Source organism: Brotaphodocola sp., assembly GCF_050873065.1.
Classification (GTDB): Bacteria; Bacillota; Clostridia; order Lachnospirales; family Lachnospiraceae; genus Brotaphodocola.
This window is the reverse complement of record NZ_JBNMIC010000018.1, coordinates 20,486-43,526: the sequence shown is the minus strand read 5'-3', so window position 1 is coordinate 43,526 and position 23,041 is coordinate 20,486. Positions and strand designations below refer to the sequence as shown.

The following is a 23,041-nucleotide window of genomic DNA, read 5'->3' as shown; positions in this document are numbered from 1 at the left end:
CACAATGGATTTAGGAGGACCCCCATGGCAAAGAAAAAGAAAGTCAGGCATTTTTATGATTACAGCCTGTTGTTCTGCGTGATTTTTCTGATGGCATTCGGTCTTGTGATGATTTACAGCGCCAGCTCTTACACTGCACAGCTGACACAGAAGGGGGATTCTGCATACTTTCTGAAGCGCCAGTTTGTGATTGCGCTTGGAGGTCTTCTTGTAGCAATTATCATTTCTAAGATGGATTATCGCTGGTTTCAGAGATTGTCGATGCTCGGATATCTGCTCTCCTATGTGCTGATGATTGCGGTAACTTTTGTTGGAAAAGAGATTAACGGAAAAAAGCGTTGGCTCGGAGTCGGAATGTTCAGTTTTCAGCCGACCGAGTTTGCGAAAGTCGCTCTGATCATCTTTCTTGCGGCCTATGTCGTCAAACATGCCGGCCAGCTCAATACCTGGAAGGGAATGTTCCGGATGATGTTTCTGGCACTTCCGATTGCGGCTATTGTAGGTCTCAACAACCTGAGCTCCGGAGTGATTATTCTCGGAATTGCAGTTGTGATGCTCTTTGTCGCCTGTAAGCGCTATGCGATCTTTCTGTGCAGTGGAGTTGGAGCCTTTGCGCTCATCTTCACAGCGCAGTTCTGGGAGCCGTTTCTGGAGAAGATGAACATTCTGCATGCTTACCAGATGAAGCGTATCCATGTCTGGCTTGATCCGACCCAGTATGCACAGGAGGGCGGTTACCAGGTGCTCCAGGGACTCTATGCGATCGGTTCCGGTGGACTTTTCGGAAAGGGTCTCGGCGAGAGTATTCAGAAACTCGGTTTTGTGCCTGAGGCGCAGAACGATATGATTTTTTCGATCATCTGCGAGGAACTCGGACTCTTCGGGGCCGTGTCGGTAATTTTGATCTTCATGTTCATGATTTACCGCTGCATGGTGATTGCAAACAATGCGCCGGATCTGTTTGGCGCGATGCTGGTGGTCGGTGTGATGGCGCATATCGCGATTCAGGTGATTTTAAATATTGCCGTTGTGACGAACACCATCCCGAACACGGGAATCACTCTTCCGTTTATCAGTTACGGAGGAACATCGGTGCTCTTTTTGATGATTGAGATGGGGCTTGTGCTGAGTGTCTCGAATCAGATAAAGCTGGAGGGCGCGTAAAAACATTTGTAACTCATATACAAGAAAGCAAAACGTTTTCATGCTGAGGTACATAGGATAGGAATATAGACGGAGGCATCGGGAGGGATTGTATTGTCTGTCATTCATATCCGGGGCCGGCATGGCTTAAACGGAGAAATCCGCATACAGGGTTCTAAGAACGGGGTACTTCCGATTATGGCGGGAGCGCTTCTTCACCGAGGAACCACCGTGATAACAAATGTCCCCATTATACAGGATGTGCTCTGTATGATGGGGATATTGGAGTATTTGGGGTGTCATTGTACACTTGAGGATCACACGGCGGTGATTGATGCGACCTATGCGGAAGTGGCACCTGTGCCGTGTGCAATGTCCGGACAGATGCGCTCCTCGGTCATGCTTCTCGGACCGATGCTTGGCAGGTTCAGACTTGCAGTCAGCCGTCACCCGGGAGGCTGCTGCCTTGGAAACCGGCCGGTCAATCTCCATCTCGATGCATTTCGGGCGCTCGGCGCTCAGATCCGCACGGAGGGAGAGCAGATCTGTGTCTTTGCAAATCGGCTTCATCCGGCGACGATCCGTTTTCCTTACCCGAGTGTCGGGGCGACGGAGAATGCGATTTTAGCTGCTGCTGCCGTAAGCGGGGCGACGCGGATTCTCGGTGCGGCGAGGGAGCCGGAGATTGAGATGCTCTGTGCGTTTCTTGGCAGCATGGGAGCGAAAATCACAGGCGGAGGGACGTCCTGCATTCTGATTGAGGGAGGAGTTTCGCTTCACGACAGCACGTTTGAGGTAAACGGTGACCGGATTGTCGCGGGAACTTATCTCGGGGCGCTTCTTCGCAGCGGGGGAAGGCTGCTTTTGAGAGGCGCAGCGGCATCCCAGATGGAAGAGAGCCTCAGACTCCTGTCGAGCATGGGAATGGAGATTGCAGTGCGGCCGGAGGGGATCCTGGCGAAGATGAGCGGGCGTCCCTGTGCCTGTGATTTCTCGACAGGGCCCTACCCGGAATTTCCGACAGATCTTCAGCCGGTGATGATGGCAGGCTGTGCATCTGCCGACGGAGAGAGCCGGATCAGAGAAAATGTCTTTGAAAAGCGCTTTTCTTGTGCGGAGGAATTGCGCAAATTGGGGGCTTCTATTATAATAGAGGACAGATTTGCCAGAGTAAAGGGGCGGCATCCTCTTCACGGCGCGCGTGTGCAGGCGAAAGATCTGCGCGGGGGTGCGGCACTTGTCGCGGCAGGGCTTGCAGCGGAGGGAGAAACCTTCGTTGAGGGCTATGAGCATATCAGCCGGGGCTATGAAGACATCAGCCGGGATCTCGCACAGGCAGGGGCAGAGATTGCGCTTGAGTGAGGATGGCATTCTAACTGGTATTTTAAGGAGTGTGGGGGTGGCTTCCTGCCACAAAGCCAGCTATGGCAAACCTTCGTAAGTTGCAGATGTAAATGTCAGAAAAATAGAAAAATTCGGTAACGATTCAGCAGGTCTGCGCATTTACTGCGCTGACCGTACGAAAATATGGGCTGACAAGAAAAAATCCCATTGCCGAAGACAATTTTCTATGAAAGAAAAAAGCAGAGGAACGGGCAGAAAATGAGAGAGAGAGTTGAAAGAAAAAAGAACTGGATCGGGGCGGTGGGAGTCGCTTTGCTGTTTCTTGTCATTCTTTTTCTGTCTGTGAAGATCACGGACATCACGGTGACGGGAAATAAAAAATACGATTCGGATCAGATTGTGGAGATGCTTTTTCCGGATTCGCTGAGCAGAAATACCGGAATCTGTTACTTGAAGGATCAATTTGAACCCCACCAGAAGATCCCGTTTGTGGAAGATTATAAGATTGTCTTTCGCAGCATGTCCCAGATCGAGATCATTGTCTATGAGAAGAGCATGGTGGGCTGTGTCTCGTACATGAGCAGTTACATGTATTTTGACAAGGACGGCATCATTGTCGAGAGTGCGAGCGAGAAGCTGCCCGGTATCCCCGAGATTACCGGGCTCAAGTTCGGACATATCGTGCTCTATGAGAAGCTGCCGGTTGAGAGTGCCCAGATTTTTTCAGATATTCTGAATCTGACACAGGTGCTCTCAATTTACCAGATAGAGAGCGACCAGATCCGTTTCTCCTCAAACGGGAACACAACACTCTACATCGGGGATATTGACGTGGTTCTGGGAGGGAGTAATGACTTAAACGGGAAGATTTCGGAACTGAGCGACATCATGCCTCAGATTACCGGGATGAGAGGGACGCTCTACCTTGATACTTATGACGAGGGAAACTTGAATGCCATGTACGCATTTAAGCCGAGAGCGTAAAAGAGGAGAGTTGTTGCTCAATAATGGAAATTTTCTGAATCAAAGATTCTTGTGAGAGGGCACAAATCTGCGAAAGCAGTCGAATCTGGCGCGAAGAAAGTCGGCTTCTGTCATTTTGTATGGAAGAAAAAACAAAGAATCCTCAAAATTTTTCCATAAATTCTGCAAATTAGAGGTTGATATTTTTTCAGAAATCACATATAGTATTAGATAGGCGAGTTTAAAAAAATATTACGAAAGTGTTACAACACGGAGCTTTTAGAGAGAAATTAAGGAGGACAAGGTCTTGTTGGAGATTAAAATAAATGAAGCAGAGAATTCTGCCAGAATTATTGTGGTTGGTGTCGGCGGAGCAGGAAATAATGCCGTGAACCGCATGGTGGATGAGAACATTGCAGGAGTTGAATTTATCGGAATCAATACGGACAAGCAGGCTCTTCAGTTCTGTAAAGCTCCGACCGCAATGCAGATCGGCGAGAAGCTGACAAAGGGTCTTGGAGCAGGCGCAAAGCCGGAGATCGGACAGAAGGCAGCTGAGGAGAGCTCTGAGGAGATCTCCCAGGCACTCAAGGGTGCAGACATGGTATTCGTTACCTGCGGAATGGGTGGCGGTACCGGTACCGGAGCTGCTCCGGTGATCGCAAAGATCGCAAAAGACATGGGAATTCTGACGGTTGGCGTTGTGACCAAGCCGTTCCGTTTTGAGGCAAGAGCCCGCATGAACAATGCACTTGCTGGCATCGAGAACCTGAAGGCAAGCGTGGACACTCTGATTGTGATCCCGAATGACAAGCTGCTTGAGATTGTTGACCGCCGCACAACCATGCCGGATGCACTGAAGAAGGCAGATGAGGTTCTTCAGCAGGCTGTTCAGGGTATCACGGATCTGATCAATGTTCCGGGTCTGATCAACCTGGATTTCGCAGATGTACAGACTGTCATGACCGACAAGGGCATCGCTCATATCGGTATCGGCCATGCAAAGGGCGACGACAAGGCAATCGAGGCTGTTAAGCAGGCAGTTGCAAGCCCGCTTCTTGAGACCACGATCGAGGGTGCAAGCCATGTCATCATCAATATTTCCGGCGATATCAGCCTGATCGAGGCAAACGATGCAGCAAGCTATGTTCAGGAGCTGGCTGGTGATGATGCAAATATCATCTTTGGTGCAATGTACGATGAGAATGCACAGGATGAGGCTACGATCACGGTAATCGCAACCGGACTGGATTCTTCCGCAAAGACGACTCCGGTAAGCAGTGCGATGAATACTCTTGGAGCAACTTCTTCTGTAAAACCGCAGTATGTTCCGCCGTTCTTACAGAATAAGGTAGAGCCGACTGTAGGCGCTCAGACCGTAGCACAGCAGACTGCTGCAACGAGACCGGCTCAGAATGTTGGTCCGCAGATTGGCTTCAGCAATCCGCAGAGTGCAGGCCCGCAGATCGGTTTCAGCAGCCCGCAGGGTGCAGGTCCGCAGATCGGACTTGGCAATCAGCAGACTACCGCAAGAACCGGTTATCGTCCGATCAATCATGACAACCCGATCAACATTCCGGACTTCTTAAAGAAGAACAAGAGATAAGAGTCGACAAAATCGACAAGAACAATCAAAAAAATAATCGAAATGTGAAAACAGGGAGACAGGAATCTCAGAAAACAGAGGTTCCTGTCTTTTTTTGTCGTGCAAAAAAGGAAGTTTCTACCCTCTGTTTGACAAAAATTTTTTGTGAAAATGGGTATAATCAAACACATTCCGAACACCTTGGGGGAGTGGCTGGCATGGTCCTTTATCTGGATTTGTTCTTTTTTCTGAATCTGGTGATGGATCTGATCGTTCTTCTTCTGTGTGAACAGATTGGAGTGTGGAGCGGCATTTCGACAGGTGAATGGAATTTCAAAAAAGCAGCTCGTATCATTGCCGCAGCAGGGTTTGGTGCAGGTTTTGCGTGTTTGGCGGTCTGTGCAGGAGGGAGATTGCCGCGTGCAAAACAGATGGTTATGGGGATCCTTGTGAGCGCCGGAATGGTTCGGATTGCCTTCGGATATCAGAAAGTTGCATTTTTTCTGTGCCGGGTGCTTTCCCTTCTGGCGGCTGCGATGATGACTGCCGGAGCAGTCACGCTTGTGTCAGGAGGAGAATTTTCGGATCACATGACGGCGATCATCGTGATCGGAGCGGGCGGTGTGCTTGTGCTTCTCGGTTTGATGATCGGCAGACTTGCTCTGCATCTGCTTGGAAACGGCCGACTGTTTTATGAGGTGACGCTAAAGTACCGGGGAAAGAAGAAGACGATTCGGGCACTTTTCGACACCGGGAACCGACTGCGGGAGCCTTATGGGAATCAGCCGGTTCATGTCATGGATGCGCGGGCATGCCGGGGATTCTGTGAGCAGATCTCAGGGGTGATCTACATTCCGTTTTCGAGTGTCGGACAAAGCCGGGGGCTGATTCCAGGAATTCGGATGGATGAGATGGAGGTGCGCAGACAGGGGCAGCTGATTTTTCGCGTCTGTCATCCGTGGATCGCACTGAGCAGAGAGCCGCTCTCCCCACAGGGGGAATACGAGATGCTGCTGAATGGAGAAAGTGAAAGTAAAAGGATGGTTACGGCTCACAAAAAATATTTCGGGATGAGAGGGAGGATATGAGAATGGTAGTAAAGGTTGCAGTTTCCAATCGATTTCAGTTTAAGGCGGTTCCGACATTCACAACAATGCTCTGGCAGAGACAGGGAGAAATCCACTATATCGGCGGGGCGGATATTCTTCCGGCACCACTCGATGCGAAGCGGGAGGCAGAGGTGATCTCACGTCTCGGAACGGAGGAGGAGCGGGAGGCGAGAGCGGAGCTGATTGAGCATAATCTGCGCCTCGTCGTCTACATTGCAAAAAAATTTGACAACACCTGTGTCGGGGTGGAGGATCTGATTTCGATCGGGACAATCGGTCTGATCAAGGCAATCAACACCTTTAATCCCGATAAAAACATCAAATTGGCGACGTATGCATCCCGATGCATTGAAAATGAGATTCTGATGTATTTGAGGCGCAACAACAAGACGCGGCTCGAAGTCTCGATTGATGAACCGCTCAATGTCGACTGGGACGGGAACGAACTTCTTCTTTCGGATATTCTGGGAACGGATGAGGATGTGATTTACCGGGGACTTGAGGATGAGACGGAGAAGGAGCTTTTAAAAGCCGCAGTCGGAAAGCTGAGCCCCAGAGAGCAGAAGATCGTGGAGCTTCGCTACGGACTTAAGAATGCTGAGGGGGCGGAGATGACGCAGAAAGAGGTTGCAGATCTGATGGGAATTTCGCAGTCGTACATATCCAGACTCGAGAAGAAGATTATGAAGCGTCTGAAAAAGGAAATTGTCCGTTTTGAGTGAATGGGTGGCGCAGGCACTCTCCATGTTGTTTCTGGCACTGATCCAGCTGCGTTTTCCCGCGGCAGAGCCGGCGGTGGCAATGCCGTGGCAGAGTGGAAAGGATCCCGCCTATGCTGTTTATCAGAGATACAGGTATGCGTATGATACATACGGATACCTGTTTTTGTCTTCTGATCTTTCTCGCAGTCTGCCCTCTGATCCGGATAAATGGAGTGACGGGACGACGGAACGTGCGGATGAGGGGAATCCGGATCAAAAGGAAATCCGTGCGGATGGAGCAGAGCATGGTGCGGCAGAAGAGCAAGGAGAGAAGATCGAGGACTTGAATCATGGGGAGAAAACGGAGGGTGGTGCGGAGAGGGAAAATGGGACAGAGAAAAAAGAACAGCGCTTTCAGGAGGCGAGAGAGGTATTTGCCGACTATGAGACGATGATGAAAAATTTCTATATCGTTCATTCCTCGACGACGGCACAGCCGGATCTGATGAATGTGAATGCCTTTCTTGATACCGATCTGGCGTTGGAGCAGGACGCTTCGGTACCCCAGATTTTGATCTATCACACACATTCGCAGGAGACTTATCGGGATTTTGGACCTGGAAATCCTTCCGCGCGGGTGACGGCAATCGGGGAGATCTTTGCGGAACTTTTGCGGGAGCGGGGATGGAATGTCATCCACGATACAACCCCGTATGACATGGAGGGAGGAAGTCTTGACCGCAGCCGTGCTTACACTTATGCACTCAGTGGGATTACGAGGATTCTAAAGGCAAATCCGACGATTCAGGTTGTTCTCGATGTGCATCGGGACGGAGTGGCTGAGAATGTCCGGCTTGTCACAGAAATTGACGGGAAACCGACGGCAAACATCATGTTTTTTCAGGGGATGAGCCGGACCTCGGACGGGCCGATCGATTATCTGCCCAATCCGTATTTAAAGGAAAATCTGGCTTTCAGTTTTCAGCTTCAGCTTGCCGCCGCGCAGAGTGCGCCGGGGTTTGCGCGAAAGATTTATTTAAAGAGTCTCCGCTACAATCTCCATGTGTGCCCGAGATCAGCCCTGATTGAGGTCGGCGCCCAGACAAATACCGGGGAGGAGGCTGTGAATGCGATGGGAGTGCTGGCGGAAGTTTTGGATATGGTGTTGCAAGGAAAATGAAAAAATGCTATGATTATAACTCAGAAAGGATGTGCAGTGATTCTGAGTGGAAGATGTCAGCAGAGCTGATAAGAATCACGCGCCAAGTCGCCGCAAGCGTCGGCTTGACATTAGAGTGAGCTCCCATTTATCAGATGGGAGCGGGCACAGGCAGTACGAGAGAGAGGAATATTTTTTATGGCAGTAATGGACCAGAGCAAGATCCGCAATTTCTGTATTATCGCACATATTGACCACGGCAAATCTACACTGGCAGATCGAATCATTGAGATGACAGGTCTTCTGACGAGCAGAGAGATGCAGTCTCAGGTTCTCGACAATATGGATTTGGAGAGAGAGAGAGGAATCACAATCAAGTCTCAGGCGGTGCGGACCGTCTACCGCGCGAAGGATGGCGAGGAGTATATTTTCAACCTGATTGACACACCTGGACACGTCGATTTTAACTATGAGGTATCGAGAAGCCTTGCAGCCTGCGACGGAGCGATTCTTGTCGTTGATGCGGCTCAGGGAATTGAGGCACAGACACTTGCAAATGTGTATCTGGCGCTCGATCACGATCTGGAGGTTTTCCCGGTAATCAATAAAGTCGATCTTCCGAGTGCGCGCCCGGACTGGGTTGCAAGTGAGATTGAGGATGTGATCGGTCTTGAGGCACACGATGCACCACGGATTTCCGCAAAGACCGGACTCAATGTCGAGGATGTGCTCGAGGCAATCGTTCACAAGATTCCGGCACCGGAGGGAGATCCGGAGGCACCGCTTCAGGCATTGATTTTCGACTCTTTGTATGATTCTTACAAGGGCGTTATCATTTTCTGCCGTGTCCGTGAGGGTTCCGTGAAGAAGGGAACGAAGATCCGCATGATGGCAACCGGAGCGGAAGAAGAGGTTGTAGAGGTTGGATACTTTGGTGCAGGTCAGTTTATTCCGTGTGAGGAGCTTTCTGCCGGTATGGTAGGCTATATCACCGCCAGCATCAAAAACGTGAAGGATACGAGAGTCGGAGATACGATCACCGATGCGGACAGACCGTGTGAGAGCCCGCTTCCGGGTTACAAGAAGGTAACGCCGATGGTTTACTGTGGTCTGTATCCGGCGGACGGCGCGCGCTACAACGACCTGCGTGATGCCCTTGAGAAACTTCAGCTCAACGATGCGTCCCTGTTCTTTGAGCCGGAGACCTCGATCGCACTCGGATTTGGTTTCCGCTGTGGTTTCCTCGGTCTTCTGCATCTTGAGATCATTCAGGAGCGCTTAGAGCGTGAGTACAATCTTGATCTTGTGACGACGGCACCGAGCGTTGTGTACCGGGTACACAAGAAGAACGGAGAGGTTATTGACCTGACGAACCCGTCAAATATGCCGGATCCGTCCGAGATCGAGTATATGGAAGAGCCGGTTGTGAGCGCAGAGATCATGGTGACGACGGAGTTTGTCGGTGCGATCATGACGCTGTGTCAGGAACGACGCGGCATTTACAAGGATACGGAGTACATTGAGGGCGGACGTGCGCTTCTCAAGTATGACCTTCCGCTCAACGAGATCATCTATGATTTCTTTGATGCACTGAAATCCCGCTCCCGCGGTTATGCATCATTTGACTATGAGCTCAAGGGCTATGAGCAGTCCGAGCTTGTAAAACTGGATATCCTGATCAACAAGGAAGAGGTAGATGCCCTGTCCTTCATCGTCTTCTCTGGTTCTGCCTATGAACGCGGACGCAAGATGTGTGAGAAGCTCAAGGATGAGATTCCGCGTCATCTGTTTGAGATCCCGATTCAGGCGGCTGTCGGCGGCAAGATCATTGCGCGTGAGACAGTCAAGGCAATGCGCAAGGATGTGCTTGCAAAGTGCTATGGCGGTGATATCAGCCGAAAGAAGAAGCTGCTTGAGAAGCAGAAGGAAGGAAAGAAGCGCATGCGCCAGGTCGGAAATGTAGAGATTCCGCAGAAGGCGTTTATGAGCGTGCTGAAGCTGGACAACGAGTAGAGCAGGGGGAAGGCTTTCGTAGAGATGTCCGGAAAGTGGAAATAAGAGACTATGGATAACAAGGGTAATAACGAAACGAATAAAAAGAAAAAGCTGGAATTGTACATTCACATTCCATTCTGTATCCGCAAGTGTGCATACTGTGACTTTTTGTCTTTTTCGGCACCGGAGCGCAGTTATCAGGGATATGTGGAGAAGCTGATCGAGGAGATTTACGGTCAGAGCGGCAGTTTTGCCGATTATCAGGTGGACACGATCTTTGTCGGCGGAGGAACTCCGTCGATTCTCCCACCGGAACTGATCGAGGAACTGTTTGCGGTGATCCACTCCTGTTTTAATGTTTCTCCTGATGCAGAGGTGACGATTGAGGCAAATCCCGGAACGCTCACGATGGAGAAGTTAGAGATCTACCGCCAGAGCGGAATCAATCGCCTGAGCATCGGATTGCAGTCTGCGGATGATGAAGAGTTAAAATATTTAGGACGAATTCACTCTTATGATGAGTTCTTAAAGAGCTATCAGCGTGCGAGACAGGCAGGATTCAAAAATATCAACATCGATCTGATGTCTGCGCTTCCGGGGCAGGATCTCCACTCCTGGAAGAGCACACTGAAGAAAGTGATGATGCTCAAGCCGGAGCATATCTCCGCATACAGTCTGATTATTGAGGAGGGAACTCCGTTCTATGAGCGCTACGGCGATGAGAAGGGCGGAAGACATCTTGCGGACTGCAAGAATGTCAACATCCAGATTCCGGATTCCCCGGAGTCCGAGAAGGCAGCGCTCGACGGAAGTGGGATCCTCAATGGTCAGGCAGGGCTTAACCGCCGCGCATGGCCGCAACTCAATGCAGTTCCGCTTCCGGATCTCCCGGATGAGGAGACGGATCGCGAGATGTACCATCTGACAAAGGAGCTCATGGCGCTTCAGGGATACCGACGTTATGAGATTTCCAACTACGCGAGACCGGGATTTGAGTGCAGACATAATATTGGATACTGGACCGGTGTCGAGTATCTTGGACTCGGACTCGGCGCTTCCTCGTATACCTTTGGATACCGTTATCACAATACGACGGATCTGAAAGAATATCTGTCGATGAACTTGAGAGAGCCGGGGGCAGCGGCGCAGGACATTCAGGAGATCTCAAAGAAAGAGCAGATGGAAGAATTCATGTTCCTCGGACTCCGGATGATGCGCGGAGTTTCCGGAAGTGATTTCTACGACCGGTTTGGACTCAATATGTGGAATGTCTACGGAAAAGCGATGCAGAAACTGAAAGATCAGGGCCTGCTCATTTTCGATGGCACTTCGGTGCGTTTGAGCGACCTTGGAATTGACGTCAGCAATGTGGTTCTGAGTGAATTTCTGCTCGATGACTGAGTAGAAGATGCCGGCAAGGCTGACCGGAATCACGCGCCAGGTCGATGCTTGCGTCGACTTGAAAAAATGGAATAACAGCAGAAATACAGACAGGTGATGCCACAAGATCGTTGGATTCTTTGATTTAACGATCTTGTGACACCACCTGTTTTTCACTTTATAAGTCTTTCGTTTTATAAGAAATTGCGTCTTGTGAAATAAAAAATGCTGCGTTACAGAATATTTTCAATTTTCTGTCTCTTAATGCCGTGGCGTTCGGCAAATCCGGTCAGGATCATCGTGAGTGCGCCGTCTCCGGTCACGTTGCAGGCAGTACCGAAGCTGTCCTGAAGTGCGAAGATTGTCAGCATCAGAGCGGTTCCGGTCTCGTCAAAGCCGAGAACACCGGTGATTAAGCCGAGGGAGGCCATAACCGTACCGCCCGGTACACCGGGAGCGCCGATTGCAAATACGCCGAGCAGGGCACAGAAGAGAATCATCGTTCCGAGGGACGGAAGAGTTCCGTACAGAATCTTGGAAACGGTCATGACAAAGAAGACCTCTGTCAAAACAGAGCCGCAAAGGTGAATATTGGCAAATAACGGGATGCCGAAATCTACCATGTCATCGCGCAGAGCCGGCTCAGATTTCTTTGCACAGCGCAGAGCGACTGCCAGGGTGGCAGCGGAGGACATCGTGCCGACAGCCGTGATGTAAGCCGGGCCGTAGTTTCCGAGAACGCTCATCGGGTTCTTGCCGGAGTAGGCACCGCCGATTCCGTACAGCAGCGCAAGCCAGATGTAGTGACCGATCATAACGATGATAACGACCTGAAGGAAAACAGGAAGCTGTTTGGTGATTGTTCCCTCGTAGGAGAGAGCGCAGAAAGTCAGGGCGATGAAGATCGGCAGGATCGGGATGACAACGCGGGTGACAACCTCAAGTACAATTTTCTGGAACTCTTCGAGCACTTCCGTGATGACTTTCGCCTTTGTCCAGGTTGCGGCGATGCCGAGAAGCATCGAGAAGACGAGCGCACTCATAACGGGCATAATCTGCGGAATATCCAGTTTAAATACAATGTCCGGAAGTTCTTTCAGTCCTTCCACATCCGCAGCGATGGAAAGATGAGGAATCAGTCCATATCCGGCAAACATGGAAAAAAGTGCCGCACCGAGAGAGGACACATACGCGATTGTGACAGCAACGCCGAGCATCTTGGAAGCGTTATTTCCGAGACGTGTGATCGACGGAGCGATGAATCCGATGATGATGAGCGGAACGCAGAAGACAATAACCTGATTCAAAATATATTTGAATGTCACAACAATGTTCATCAGGCCTTCCCCCGCGACCTGACCTGCAAGGATACCGAGGATAACCCCAAGAAGAAGCTTAAATGGCAGACTGCCTGTAATCTTTTTCATACCTATCTCCTATTCTCCAATCATAATTTTGATGATTTCGTCGTTCGTCTCTTTCATTCCCTCCTTTCCAAGACGACCAATGTTTTTCAGTGTGTTTTCAACCCCATTTGACACAATTCCGTCACCGCCGTAGAACTGCTGGCCGCGGATATACATGTTGTAGCCGAGAATTCCGGCATCGACTGCGGAAGCGATCTTTGCGGCACAGGATGCCTTTGCACCGTCGCAGACAATGCCTGATACAATCGCAAGAGCATTGACAACCGTATGGATCACTTCCTTGTAGCCCCCACCACAGAGATAAGCGATTCCGGCACCGGCGCCGGCACCGGCGCCGACAGCCCCGCAATATGCAGAGAGTCGTCCAATCGGCGTCTTGACATGGATCGTTGTCAGATTTGCAAGTGTCAGTGCGCGGTAAAGTTTTTCTTCACCGGCATGAAGTTCCTTGGCATAGACGATAACGGGAACGGAGGTTGTGATGCCCTGATTTCCGCTTCCCGAGTTGATCACAACCGGAAGTTCACAGCCATTCATTCGTGCGTCAGAACCGGCGGCAGCCATTGCCTTCGCCTTGACACGCACATTGTCATCATCCATCGCCAGGAGCACTTTGCCGATATTTGCGCCGTAATTATTTTTGAGTCCTTCCTCAGCAATCGTCATATTGCAGGAAATCTGCTGGTCAAGCAGAGACTTTACCTCATCGATCTCGACACTCATGGCAAAATCCCAGATATGTTCCATATCGAGCAGATTGCGGTCGGTGAGTCCTTCCTCGCTGTCTCCGGAAACGCTTGCCTGCTCAAGAATCTTTCCATTCTTCTCAATCAGAACGACATTTGTGTGGTAGTTTGCAATCCGGACTTTTGCATATTCTTCTTTGTGGTGTACGATCACAACGATGTCAAACGTACATCCCTTGTCGATGTGCTCGATCTCAATCGGAACACGTTCCAAAAAATCTTTCATCTCCTGAATCTGCTGGGGAGTCACATTTGCGATGACCTCAAGCTGTTTGTCAGGATCTCCTGCAACGATTCCGGCAGAGACTGCCGCATCGATTCCTTTCAGATGATCGGTATTTGGAACGATGACCGATTTTACATTTTTAATGATGCTTCCGCTTGCCTGGACCGTCACTCTGTCAGGAAGTTCCCCGAGTGTCTGCCGGGCAATTGCGCCTGCATAAGCCAGGGCAATCGGTTCGGTACATCCCATTGCCGGAATCAGTTCCTCTTTCAGGATCTGGACGTATGCGTGATAACGCGGATTGGATCTGTCCATCCTGGTATCCCCCTTTGTTGTGTAAAATTATTTGATCTTTTATCTTACGGCTTGCCTTATTGATAAAAATATCGTAGCATAAAGGGATACAAATGTAAAATTTAAAGATTTTAATATATCGTTAAAAATAATTTAACGATAAAATTCTCGTCGAAACACATGTTTGTGTAAAACAGGGTCAAATAAGATCATAACAAGTTACCGGGTAAACCGCAAGGGAAAAATCTGGAATGTGTTTTGCCGGGAGTGGAATCTTGGAAAAAGAGAGTGGGGGACAGGAAAAGAATGGAATTTCGGGAGATCAACACATTTTTGCTGATCGCACAGCAGCAGAGTTTCTCAAAGGCGGCGAAAGCGCTTGGATATTCTCAGGCAGCAGTGACGATCCAGATCAAACAGCTGGAGAAAGAACTTGGCGTGACCTTATTTGATCGAATCGGGAAAAAGATTTCTCTGACGGAACAGGGCAGTATTTTTTACCGCCATGCTCTGGAAATCATGCGAAGCGTCGATCAGGCACGCGAGGCGCTGACGGAGAAAGATGAACTGAGCGGTCAGCTCTGCCTCGGAACGATCGAGTCGATCTGCGCATCAATTTTTCCGGAACTGCTTGCAGAATATCACCGTCTTTATCCTCAGGTCGCAATCAGTATTGTCACAGAGTCGCCGGAGGAACTGCTTGAGCGCATGAATGAGAACAAGATCGATCTGGTTTATCTTCTCGACCGGCGGATCTATGATCAGCGCTGGCACAAGATTCTTGAGATTCCGGAGCGCAACATTTTTGTGGCATCCTCCGCACATGAGCTTGCAAGAGCAGACAGAGAGCTTGATCTCGATGAAGTGCTTGATTTTCCATTTCTCCTGACTGAGAAAAATGCGAGTTACCGCTACATTTTAGAACAGTATCTCGCGGCGACAGACCGCACAATTTGCCCGTTTCTGGAGATTGGAAACACAGAATTTATCATCCAGATGCTTCTCAAAAATATGGGAATCTCATTTTTGCCGGAATTTACAATCCGAAAAGAACTGGAAAATCATACGCTGACAGAGCTGAAAGTGAAGGAGTTTCACATGCAGACATGGCGACAGATTTTTTATCACAGGGACAAGTGGGTGACGCGTCAGATGCAGGCGTTTTTTGAATTGGCAGAGGAGTGGAAATAGGGGATGCAGGAGATTTTTTCAGTATATGTGCTTTTTTGTAATACTGATATTTTGAGAAAAAATGAAAAGTTTAAATTTTAGGACATCTAAGCGGGAATGCTCGGCCATTTAATGACCGAGTAGTTCACAGACGGATAGAAAATTGTGATGGTTAGGCAGAAAACAGGCTCCGAGATCGGGAAAGTTGCTGCAAACCCGTGTGAGGCGTCGGTGTTTAGGTCGCGTAGTTTGCGACCTTATGCACCGTTACGCAGAACCCGGAGCGAGAGCGAGTTTGCAGAACTTTTCCCGTCATCGGAGCCGTATGTATTTTATTTTACGCATTCTCGCTCTTCTTCTCATGGAACATCAGCTCAATATAAGCCAGAATCAGAGGAGCAACGCCTTTCGCCTCATTCTTTACGATCGGCTCGCGCATGTAATAGTCAAAGGTTCCCTCGCGCATCTGCTTATTTCCAAGACCTGCGACAAGGCAGATTCCGCCAAGCTGGAGTTCGCCGTCTTCCTCGGAGAGGTAAGTCTCACAGATTCCGTCAAAAGCTTTCTTTCCATATGCAAAATAGGAATCGTCGAGGAAGCCGAGACGCACGCTCTTCATAATGGCGTATGCAAAGATTGCGGATCCGGAAGTTTCAAGGTAATTCGGGCGGATGCCGCCGCGGTTTACAACCTGATACCACATACCGGTCTTCTCATCCTGATACGGAAGCATCGCGTCGATGAGCTCCTTGTAAATGCGGTTCATCTCTTTCTTCTCCCCGCCGAGTGTCTCCTCCGGCATAACTTCCATCGTGTCGATCAGCGCCATTGCATACCAGCCGAGTGCGCGCAGCCAGAAGTTATCGGATAATCCGGTCACCTTGTCGCACCAGAAGGATTCTCTCGAATCGTCGTAAGCGTGGTAGTACAGACCGTTTCGCAGATCTCTCATCAGATTGTAGACATTGATGAACTGCTGGTAGCTGTCTTTGCAGTTTGCCTCATTGTTGTAGGTGATCTCATACTGCATGTAAAACGGCTGCGCCATGTAAAGACCATCGAGCCAGATCTGGTTCGGGTAGATTTTCTTGTGCCAGAAATTTCCGGTGGAAGTGCGTGGCTGAGTCTTTAACTGGCTGTACACGGTATCGATTGCACGGCGGTATTTTTCCTTGCCGGTCAACTCATACAGATCAAAGAGAGTTTTTCCCGCATTTACATTGTCGAGATTGTGCTCATCCGGATTGTAGGAGTGGATCGAGCCATCATCCTCAACAAAATAATCGATGAAGCGGTCTGCAAAGTCGAGATATTCCTGTTTCTTCGTGATGTGGTAGAGCTCTAAAATTGCCTTGATCATGCAGCCGTCCATGTAGTTCCAGGAAGGCTTTGCACCCTGGCGGATCTTCTCAATATTCCAGATCGGTCTGGTAGGGCTGCTCTTTTCCAAAAGCTGATCGATGTAGCGGTCAAGAATTTTCATGGTAATAAGTTCCTTTCTTCTTTATCTTTCTTAGATTTTCTTTATTTTTTTAATTTTATTTCTTTTCTTATTTTTTCTTAGTTTGTTCTATTTCTTATTTGTTCTATTTTCTGTTCCTTTTCATTTTTCTATTTCCATTTTCATTTCTTCTTTAATCCCATTTCTTTCTTCTATATTTTATTCTTCTATATTTTTTTGAAATAAAAATCTGGAAGGTCTGGTTTCTTTGAGTCGATTTGCGCGGGTCAGATATCAAGGTCGTACTGCGGCTGCCCGTTCATCTGCAATATTTGTTTTACAATATCTGTAAACAGCCGAAAAAATACCGGCAGAGTACGGAAAAACAGTAAGAACGGCAGGATTTGCCCTGTATGACAAAAAAATCACAATAGAAGATTCCTTTATAAAGAATTATTTGGTTAAAAGCGTGAAAACGTTTGCAATTACTATCATCTTAACATAAATCGGGCAGAAAAGAAATTGTGTATGGTGCACAAAATAAAAATGGCAAACTAGTCATAATGGCTAATTGACGGATGCAGGGAAGTGTGTTATTATTGAAACATCACAAGAGATATGCAGGAACGATTTTTCTAAGATAAAAATGTAACCGCTTACAAAATCGGGAATGCATAAAATTTTAGCCAAAACTTGCAAACCTTTGCATACAGACAGAATCGTGACAGAAAGAGAGAGGCTGGCAAGTCTGGCAAATAAAAGAAAGGGAGAAGTTTCTTATGAAAAACATGAAGAGAGCAGCAGCACTGGCAATGGCCTCCGTTACCGCAATTTCTCTGGTAGGATGCGGCGGAAGCAGCAAGAGTGAGACTACCGCAGCAGCTGACACCAAGGCAGCTGGTGAGAACGGCAGCGCAGCAGAGGGCGGAAATTCTGGGGACATTTCCGGTGACATCACCTTTTCCTGGTGGGGCGGAGATTCCAGACACGAGGCAACTGAGAAGGCAATCGAAGCTTTCCAGGCAAAGTATCCGAGCGTAACCGTAAGCCCGGAGTACGGCGCATGGTCCGGCTGGGAGGAGAAGCAGTCCTTAAATATTCTGGGCGGCAACTCCGCAGATCTGATGCAGATCAACTGGAACTGGATTGATTCCTATTCCAATAACGGAACCAACTTCGCAGACCTGAATCAGTACGCAGACATCATTGATCTGTCCCAGTTCCCGGAGGATGCACTTGCACAGTGTACCGTTGACGGAAAGCTGATGGCAGTTCCGATCGCAATGACCGGCCGTCTGTTCTACTGGAACAAGACCACTTTTGATGAGGTTGGATGCGATATCCCGACCGATGAGGCTTCTCTGCTTGAAGCAGGAACAAAATTCAAGGCTTACAACGAGGATTACTATCCGTTAGCACTCGGTGAGTATGACCGTGCAATCTTCCTTGTTTACTATCTGGAGTCTGTATATGGTAAGAACTGGGTAGAGAACGGTGAGCTTCAGTACACCGAGGAAGAGATTCAGAGCGGTATGGACTTCATTACCAAGCTGGAGGAGAATCACGTTATCCCGACGATCGCTACGATCGCAGGCGATATGGCTGACTCCCTGGATAAGAATGCAAAGTGGATCAACGGTGTATATGCTGGTATCTACGAGTGGGATTCTTCCGCAAGCAAGTTCCAGAAGGCAATTGTTGAGTCTACCGATAAGCCGAACCAGGAGTTCGTACAGGGTGATTTCGTGAAGTTTGGCGATCACGATGGTGGTTTCACCAAGATCTCCATGGCATTTGCAATCTCTGCAAAGTCTGAGCATCCGGAAGCAGCAGCAGCTCTGATGAACTACATGCTGAACGATCCGGAGGGTATCGAGATCATCGGTACTGAGAGAGGAATTCCGTGTTCCGCAGAGGCTCTGAAAGTTCTTGATGAGAAGGGTCTTGGAAACGAGCTGGTTAAGAAGGCAAACGCAGCTGTTATGGCACACAACAAGTTCGCTCTGGATCCGAAGTTCGAGCACAACGACCTGAAGGCAAACCCGGATGGCGTTTACTACAAAGTATTCAGCAAGCTGAGCGCGGGCGACATCGACAGCGCAGCAGCAGCAAAGCAGCTGGCTGATGGTGTAAACGAGGTTCTTGGAAACTAAAATCTGAGATCTGAGATTCGAGAAAAAGCCGGATTGGAAGGTTGGAGAGCTGACGCTGATGAAGCCGATGGCTCGACGACATAAATAAAGAACCTGACTACATGGAGAGGCCGCCAAGAGATTTGATTTGGCGGCTTCGATAAGGAAAGGGCCCGAAACGGGCAGCAGAAGGAATTTAGGAATGGATGTAAGAGAAGCCGTAAAAGATAAGGCAAATTATGCAGAGATCGTAAAGTATTTTCAGAGCCTTGGGGATCTGGATTTAGACCAGCTGGTTCTGCTTGCGGACACGATCGATGCAATGTCGGAAGAAATTTTTGAACATTACAAGGCCCTCTGCGACATCTTAAAGGGGCAGCTGCAGCGAATCAGACGAATCTGCCGGGAAGTCGGAATGGAGAAGGAATTTCCGGAAGAGTCGATGAGAAGCCGTCTGGCATATGTGGTGGAAATGGCAGGAAGAGAAGGTGCCATTTTGCCGGAGAAATATGCGTGGCTGGTTGAGTAAAAAGAAATGTAAGTATAGTAAATTACCATGAGCGGGAGGTAACCGTATGCAGAACAAAAGCAGTTTCAGTAAGACGTTAGCTGAGAATGCAGGTTTCTTATTCATAGTGCCGTGGTTGATCGGATTTATTATCTTTAAGGTATATCCGTTTGCATCCTCGCTGTATTACAGCTTTACGAACTATGATTTGTTTACCGGCATCACCAAGACCGGCGTGATGAACTATCAGAAGATCTTTACTGACAGTGATATCATCCGGGCATTCGCCGTAACTTTTAAATATGCAATTTTTGATGTGCCGCTGAAGCTTATCTTCGCGCTGTTCATCGCCTACATCCTGAACTTCAAACTGAAGGGTGTAAACTTTTTCCGTACCGCATACTATATTCCGTCCATCCTTGGCGGATCGATTGCAATCGCAATTCTGTGGAGAGCAATCTTCAACACGGACGGTCTGATCAACACCGTACTCGGTTTCTTCGGAGTCGCAAAGATCAACTGGATGGCAGGTGCAAACTCTGCACTTCTTGTAATCATTCTGCTGCGTGTATGGCAGTTTGGTTCCGCAATGGTTATTTTCCTGGCAGCCCTCAAGGGAGTATCCCAGGATCTCTATGAGGCAGCTTCCATCGATGGAGCAGGAAAGTGGACACAGTTCTTCAAGATCACGGTTCCGATTATCACACCGGTAATCTTCTACAACCTGATCACTCAGCTGTGCCAGGCATTCCAGGAGTTCAACTCTCCGTATCTTGTAACAAAGGGCGGCCCGAACGGAGCAACCACCCTGATTTCCCTGTTGATTTACAACAACGCATTCCTTCGTCACAAGATGGGTATGGCAAGTGCGCAGGCATGGATCCTGTTCATCATTGTTATGACGCTGACCGCAGTTGCATTTATCAGCCAGAAGAAATGGGTTTACTATTCGGATGAGGACGGGAGGTAGAAAATTATGACAAGAGAGCAGAGAGCGAAAGTAAGCATGGTACTGCGTTACATTCTTCTTGTTGCAGTTGGTTTCATTATGGTCTATCCCCTGATCTGGATGGTAGGCGCTACATTTAAGACAAACTCGGAGATCTTCACCAGCGCATGGTTCTGGCCGAAGAATCCGGTATTCGATGGTTACAAAGATGCATTCAAGAGCTACGGCGGAAAGATTGACCTGATCAAATCCATGATCAATACTTATAAGATCGTAGTTCCGAAAGTAATCTTCACCCTGCTTTCCGCAACCGTTACGGCATACGGATTTGCACGTTTTGATTTCAAGGGAAAGAGCATTTTCTTCTCCCTGATGATCTCCACTCTGTTTTTGCCACAGGTTGTTCTGAACGCACCGCAGTACATTATGTACAACAAGTGGGGCTGGGTAGATTCCTACCTGCCGTTGACGATTCCGTCTCTGTTTGCAGTGGATACCTACTTCGTATTCATGCTGGTTCAGTTCCTCAGAGGTATTCCGAAGGAGCTTGAGGAGGCAGCAAAGATCGATGGATGTAACTCCATCAAGACTCTGTGGTATGTCATCGTTCCGATGTTAAAGCCGTCACTGGTATCCTGTGCACTGTTCCAGTTCATGTGGACTTCCAACGACTTCCAGGGACCGTTGATCTACATTGCAGATATGAAGAAGTATACGCATTCCATCTATCTGCGTATGTCTATGGATGGTGATGTCGGATTCCAGTGGAACCGTATTCTTGCGATGTCCCTGATTACGATTATCCCGTCTCTGATCGTGTTCTTCTGTTCACAGAACGCGTTCATCGATGGTATTTCTGCCGGTGGTGTTAAGGGCTAAAGATCACAAACCTGATAAGGGGATTCTCGCATAGGGAGTCCCCTTTTGTTGTTAAGAGCTTTTGAGATAGCTGATGTACCTGAACCTGATAGGCGAAAAAGCTTATGAAGCTTAAGAAACTTAAAAAGCCTGAGAAGAAAAGAAAAAATAGATCTGGAAAATTTGGGAGGAAGCGCTAAAATGTTAAAGAAAGTAAGTAGTATTTTTCAGAATGCAAGATCCGTCACGATCGAGATTGAAGATGAGGGAATCTTTCACACAAAACGGGAATATGAGATTTATGTCAATGACCAGTTTTACCAGAAGACGGATCGGGTGATCACCGGAATCTATGGCCTTGAGCCTTCCACAAAATATGAGATCCGCGTGGAAGCGGGCGAGGAGCATGCATTTGTTCTTGTGACGACGGATGAGGAGTTTGTGACGCTCAATGTGCGGGAGTTCGGCGCAAAGGGAGATGGAGTTTCCGACGACACCCTCTTTATCCAGTCAGCAATCATGGCATGCCCGAAAAAGGGACGCGTGCTGATTCCGGCAGGTACTTATAAGGTGACGAGCCTTTTCCTGAAAGATAACCTGAATCTGGAGCTTGCAGAGGGAGCAGTGCTCTCAGCAGAGACAGACCGCACAAAGTTTCCTGTCTATCCGGGACTGATCCAGAGCTGGGATGAGAAGGACGAGTATAATCTTGGAACCTGGGAGGGCAATCCGCTTCCGATGTTCTCCGGCATCATCACGGGTGTGAATGCAAAGCACGTTGTGATTTACGGAAAGGGCATCATCGATGGAAATGCAAATTTCGATGAGGACAACTGGTGGTATCAGGCAAAGGTAAAGCGCATCGCATTCCGCCCGAGAATGATTTTCCTCAATCACTGTGAGGATGTCGTGATTGCCGGAATTCAGGTGCAGAACAGCCCGAGCTGGAACATTCACCCGTATTTCTCAGACAATCTTCGTTTTATCGATATGACGGTACTCAATCCGAAGGATTCTCCGAACACGGACGGCCTTGATCCGGAGTCCTGCAAGAATGTGGAAATCACAGGTGTGTATTTCTCTCTCGGAGATGACTGTATTGCGATCAAATCCGGAAAGATTTATATGGGAGCAAAGTATAAGCGTCCATGCGAGAACATCACAATCCGCCAGTGTTGCATGCGCGACGGCCACGGTTCTGTGACGATCGGAAGTGAGATGGCGGGAGGTGTGCAGAATCTGACGGTTCAGGATTGTCTCTTCATCAATACGGACCGCGGACTCAGAATCAAGACGAGACGCGGACGCGGCAAGGATGCGATTATCGATGGAATTCTGTTTGACAACATCCAGATGGATCAGGTTATGACGCCGTTTGTGATCAACTGCTTCTATTACTGTGATCCGGATGGCCATACCGAGTATGTCCGCTGCAAGGATGCGCTTCCGGTTGATGAGCGCACACCGGAGATCCGGACGCTTGTCTTCCACCGCATTGAGGCAAAGAACTGCCATGTGGCAGCCGCCTTTTTCTACGGTCTTCCGGAGAAGAAGATTCGCCGGGTGATCATGGAGCACGTTCATGTCACCTATGACGAGAATCCGACCGCAGGAGTTCCGGCAATGCTCGACGGCATCGATCCGTGCGCGAAAAAGGGTATTTTTGCGGACAACATCGAGGAGCTGGTTCTGCGCGATGTGAAGATCGAGGGACAGGACGGAGAGGCATTCGAGCTGAGAAACATTGACAAACTGAGTGACTAGAAAGAGTCTGAGAACACTGCCGGATCATCGAATGAAATAAATCAGTTCGCCAGGCAGAATGTGTGCGCGGAGGGGACAGCGCGAGAGTGATTTTTTGTGGGGTGGTATTTTGAGATGAAAAGTACCGTGAACTCTCGTCTTCTCCTG

18 protein-coding genes are annotated in these 23,041 nt (G+C 48.9%); 15 read left to right on the top strand and 3 right to left on the bottom strand.

The features are described from left to right. Positions 1 to 24: 24 nt before the first annotated feature. From ACR0QE_RS06745 to hemW, 9 genes are all read left to right on the top strand, one after another. Positions 25 to 1,164 (top strand): FtsW/RodA/SpoVE family cell cycle protein, encoded by a 1,140-nt coding sequence (locus ACR0QE_RS06745; protein WP_432627597.1) that lies wholly within the window; start codon positions 25 to 27, stop codon positions 1,162 to 1,164. 93 nt (positions 1,165 to 1,257) lie between these two features. Continuing rightward, positions 1,258 to 2,505: a UDP-N-acetylglucosamine 1-carboxyvinyltransferase gene (gene murA / locus ACR0QE_RS06740; RefSeq protein WP_432627596.1), complete on the top strand. Its 1,248-nt coding sequence runs from the start codon at positions 1,258 to 1,260 to the stop codon at positions 2,503 to 2,505. Between the two features lie 240 nt (positions 2,506 to 2,745). Further along, the gene (locus ACR0QE_RS06735; protein WP_432627595.1) at positions 2,746 to 3,471 is read left to right on the top strand and encodes a cell division protein FtsQ/DivIB; all 726 of its coding nucleotides are present in this window, start codon (positions 2,746 to 2,748) and stop codon (positions 3,469 to 3,471) included. Between the two features lie 286 nt (positions 3,472 to 3,757). Next, complete coding sequence (gene ftsZ / locus ACR0QE_RS06730; protein WP_432627594.1) at positions 3,758 to 5,056, top strand: cell division protein FtsZ; 1,299 nt, start codon at positions 3,758 to 3,760, stop codon at positions 5,054 to 5,056. A 197-nt stretch (positions 5,057 to 5,253) separates the two neighbouring features. Then, positions 5,254 to 6,123, top strand: coding sequence for a sigma-E processing peptidase SpoIIGA (locus ACR0QE_RS06725; protein ID WP_432627593.1), 870 nt, complete (start codon positions 5,254 to 5,256; stop codon positions 6,121 to 6,123). Between the two features lie 2 nt (positions 6,124 to 6,125). Then, complete coding sequence (sigE, locus tag ACR0QE_RS06720; RefSeq protein WP_432627605.1) at positions 6,126 to 6,866, top strand: RNA polymerase sporulation sigma factor SigE; 741 nt, start codon at positions 6,126 to 6,128, stop codon at positions 6,864 to 6,866. Next, positions 6,859 to 8,025 (top strand): stage II sporulation protein P, encoded by a 1,167-nt coding sequence (locus tag ACR0QE_RS06715; protein ID WP_432627592.1) that lies wholly within the window; start codon positions 6,859 to 6,861, stop codon positions 8,023 to 8,025. Before sigE ends, ACR0QE_RS06715 begins: the two co-directional genes overlap by 8 nt. A gap of 177 nt (positions 8,026 to 8,202) precedes the next feature. Further along, positions 8,203 to 10,017 (top strand): translation elongation factor 4, encoded by a 1,815-nt coding sequence (gene lepA / locus ACR0QE_RS06710; protein WP_432627591.1) that lies wholly within the window; start codon positions 8,203 to 8,205, stop codon positions 10,015 to 10,017. Positions 10,018 to 10,068: 51 nt separating this feature from the next. Next, positions 10,069 to 11,400 carry a radical SAM family heme chaperone HemW gene (hemW, locus tag ACR0QE_RS06705; protein WP_432627590.1) on the top strand — a complete coding sequence of 444 codons (1,332 nt, stop codon included), beginning with the start codon at positions 10,069 to 10,071 and terminating at the stop codon, positions 11,398 to 11,400. A gap of 212 nt (positions 11,401 to 11,612) precedes the next feature. On the opposite strand, the gene ACR0QE_RS06700 is transcribed toward hemW, so the two are convergent. Both ACR0QE_RS06700 and ACR0QE_RS06695 read right to left on the bottom strand, forming a co-directional pair. After that, positions 11,613 to 12,806, bottom strand: a complete 1,194-nt coding sequence (locus tag ACR0QE_RS06700) for a dicarboxylate/amino acid:cation symporter (RefSeq protein WP_432627589.1) — start codon at positions 12,804 to 12,806, stop codon at positions 11,613 to 11,615. A gap of 9 nt (positions 12,807 to 12,815) precedes the next feature. Next, positions 12,816 to 14,093 (bottom strand): serine dehydratase subunit alpha family protein, encoded by a 1,278-nt coding sequence (locus ACR0QE_RS06695; RefSeq protein ID WP_432627588.1) that lies wholly within the window; start codon positions 14,091 to 14,093, stop codon positions 12,816 to 12,818. A gap of 285 nt (positions 14,094 to 14,378) precedes the next feature. On the opposite strand from ACR0QE_RS06695, the gene ACR0QE_RS06690 reads away from it, so the two are divergent. Then, complete coding sequence (locus ACR0QE_RS06690) at positions 14,379 to 15,263, top strand: LysR family transcriptional regulator (protein ID WP_432627587.1); 885 nt, start codon at positions 14,379 to 14,381, stop codon at positions 15,261 to 15,263. A gap of 316 nt (positions 15,264 to 15,579) precedes the next feature. On the opposite strand, the gene ACR0QE_RS06685 is transcribed toward ACR0QE_RS06690, so the two are convergent. Further along, positions 15,580 to 16,725 (bottom strand): glycoside hydrolase family 88/105 protein, encoded by a 1,146-nt coding sequence (locus ACR0QE_RS06685; RefSeq protein WP_432627586.1) that lies wholly within the window; start codon positions 16,723 to 16,725, stop codon positions 15,580 to 15,582. 737 nt (positions 16,726 to 17,462) lie between these two features. Here ACR0QE_RS06685 and ACR0QE_RS06680 point away from each other — a divergent pair. The 5 genes from ACR0QE_RS06680 to ACR0QE_RS06660 all read left to right on the top strand — a co-directional run bounded on the left by ACR0QE_RS06680 (position 17,463) and on the right by ACR0QE_RS06660 (position 22,894). Continuing rightward, positions 17,463 to 18,836, top strand: coding sequence for an ABC transporter substrate-binding protein (locus tag ACR0QE_RS06680; RefSeq protein ID WP_432627585.1), 1,374 nt, complete (start codon positions 17,463 to 17,465; stop codon positions 18,834 to 18,836). Between the two features lie 181 nt (positions 18,837 to 19,017). Further along, positions 19,018 to 19,344 carry a hypothetical protein gene (locus ACR0QE_RS06675; RefSeq protein WP_432627584.1) on the top strand — a complete coding sequence of 109 codons (327 nt, stop codon included), beginning with the start codon at positions 19,018 to 19,020 and terminating at the stop codon, positions 19,342 to 19,344. 46 nt (positions 19,345 to 19,390) lie between these two features. Beyond that, complete coding sequence (locus ACR0QE_RS06670; RefSeq protein ID WP_432627583.1) at positions 19,391 to 20,293, top strand: carbohydrate ABC transporter permease; 903 nt, start codon at positions 19,391 to 19,393, stop codon at positions 20,291 to 20,293. Positions 20,294 to 20,299: 6 nt separating this feature from the next. After that, the gene (locus tag ACR0QE_RS06665) at positions 20,300 to 21,151 is read left to right on the top strand and encodes a carbohydrate ABC transporter permease (RefSeq protein ID WP_432627582.1); all 852 of its coding nucleotides are present in this window, start codon (positions 20,300 to 20,302) and stop codon (positions 21,149 to 21,151) included. A gap of 180 nt (positions 21,152 to 21,331) precedes the next feature. Then, positions 21,332 to 22,894 carry a glycoside hydrolase family 28 protein gene (locus tag ACR0QE_RS06660; protein WP_432627581.1) on the top strand — a complete coding sequence of 521 codons (1,563 nt, stop codon included), beginning with the start codon at positions 21,332 to 21,334 and terminating at the stop codon, positions 22,892 to 22,894. Positions 22,895 to 23,041: the final 147 nt, after the last annotated feature.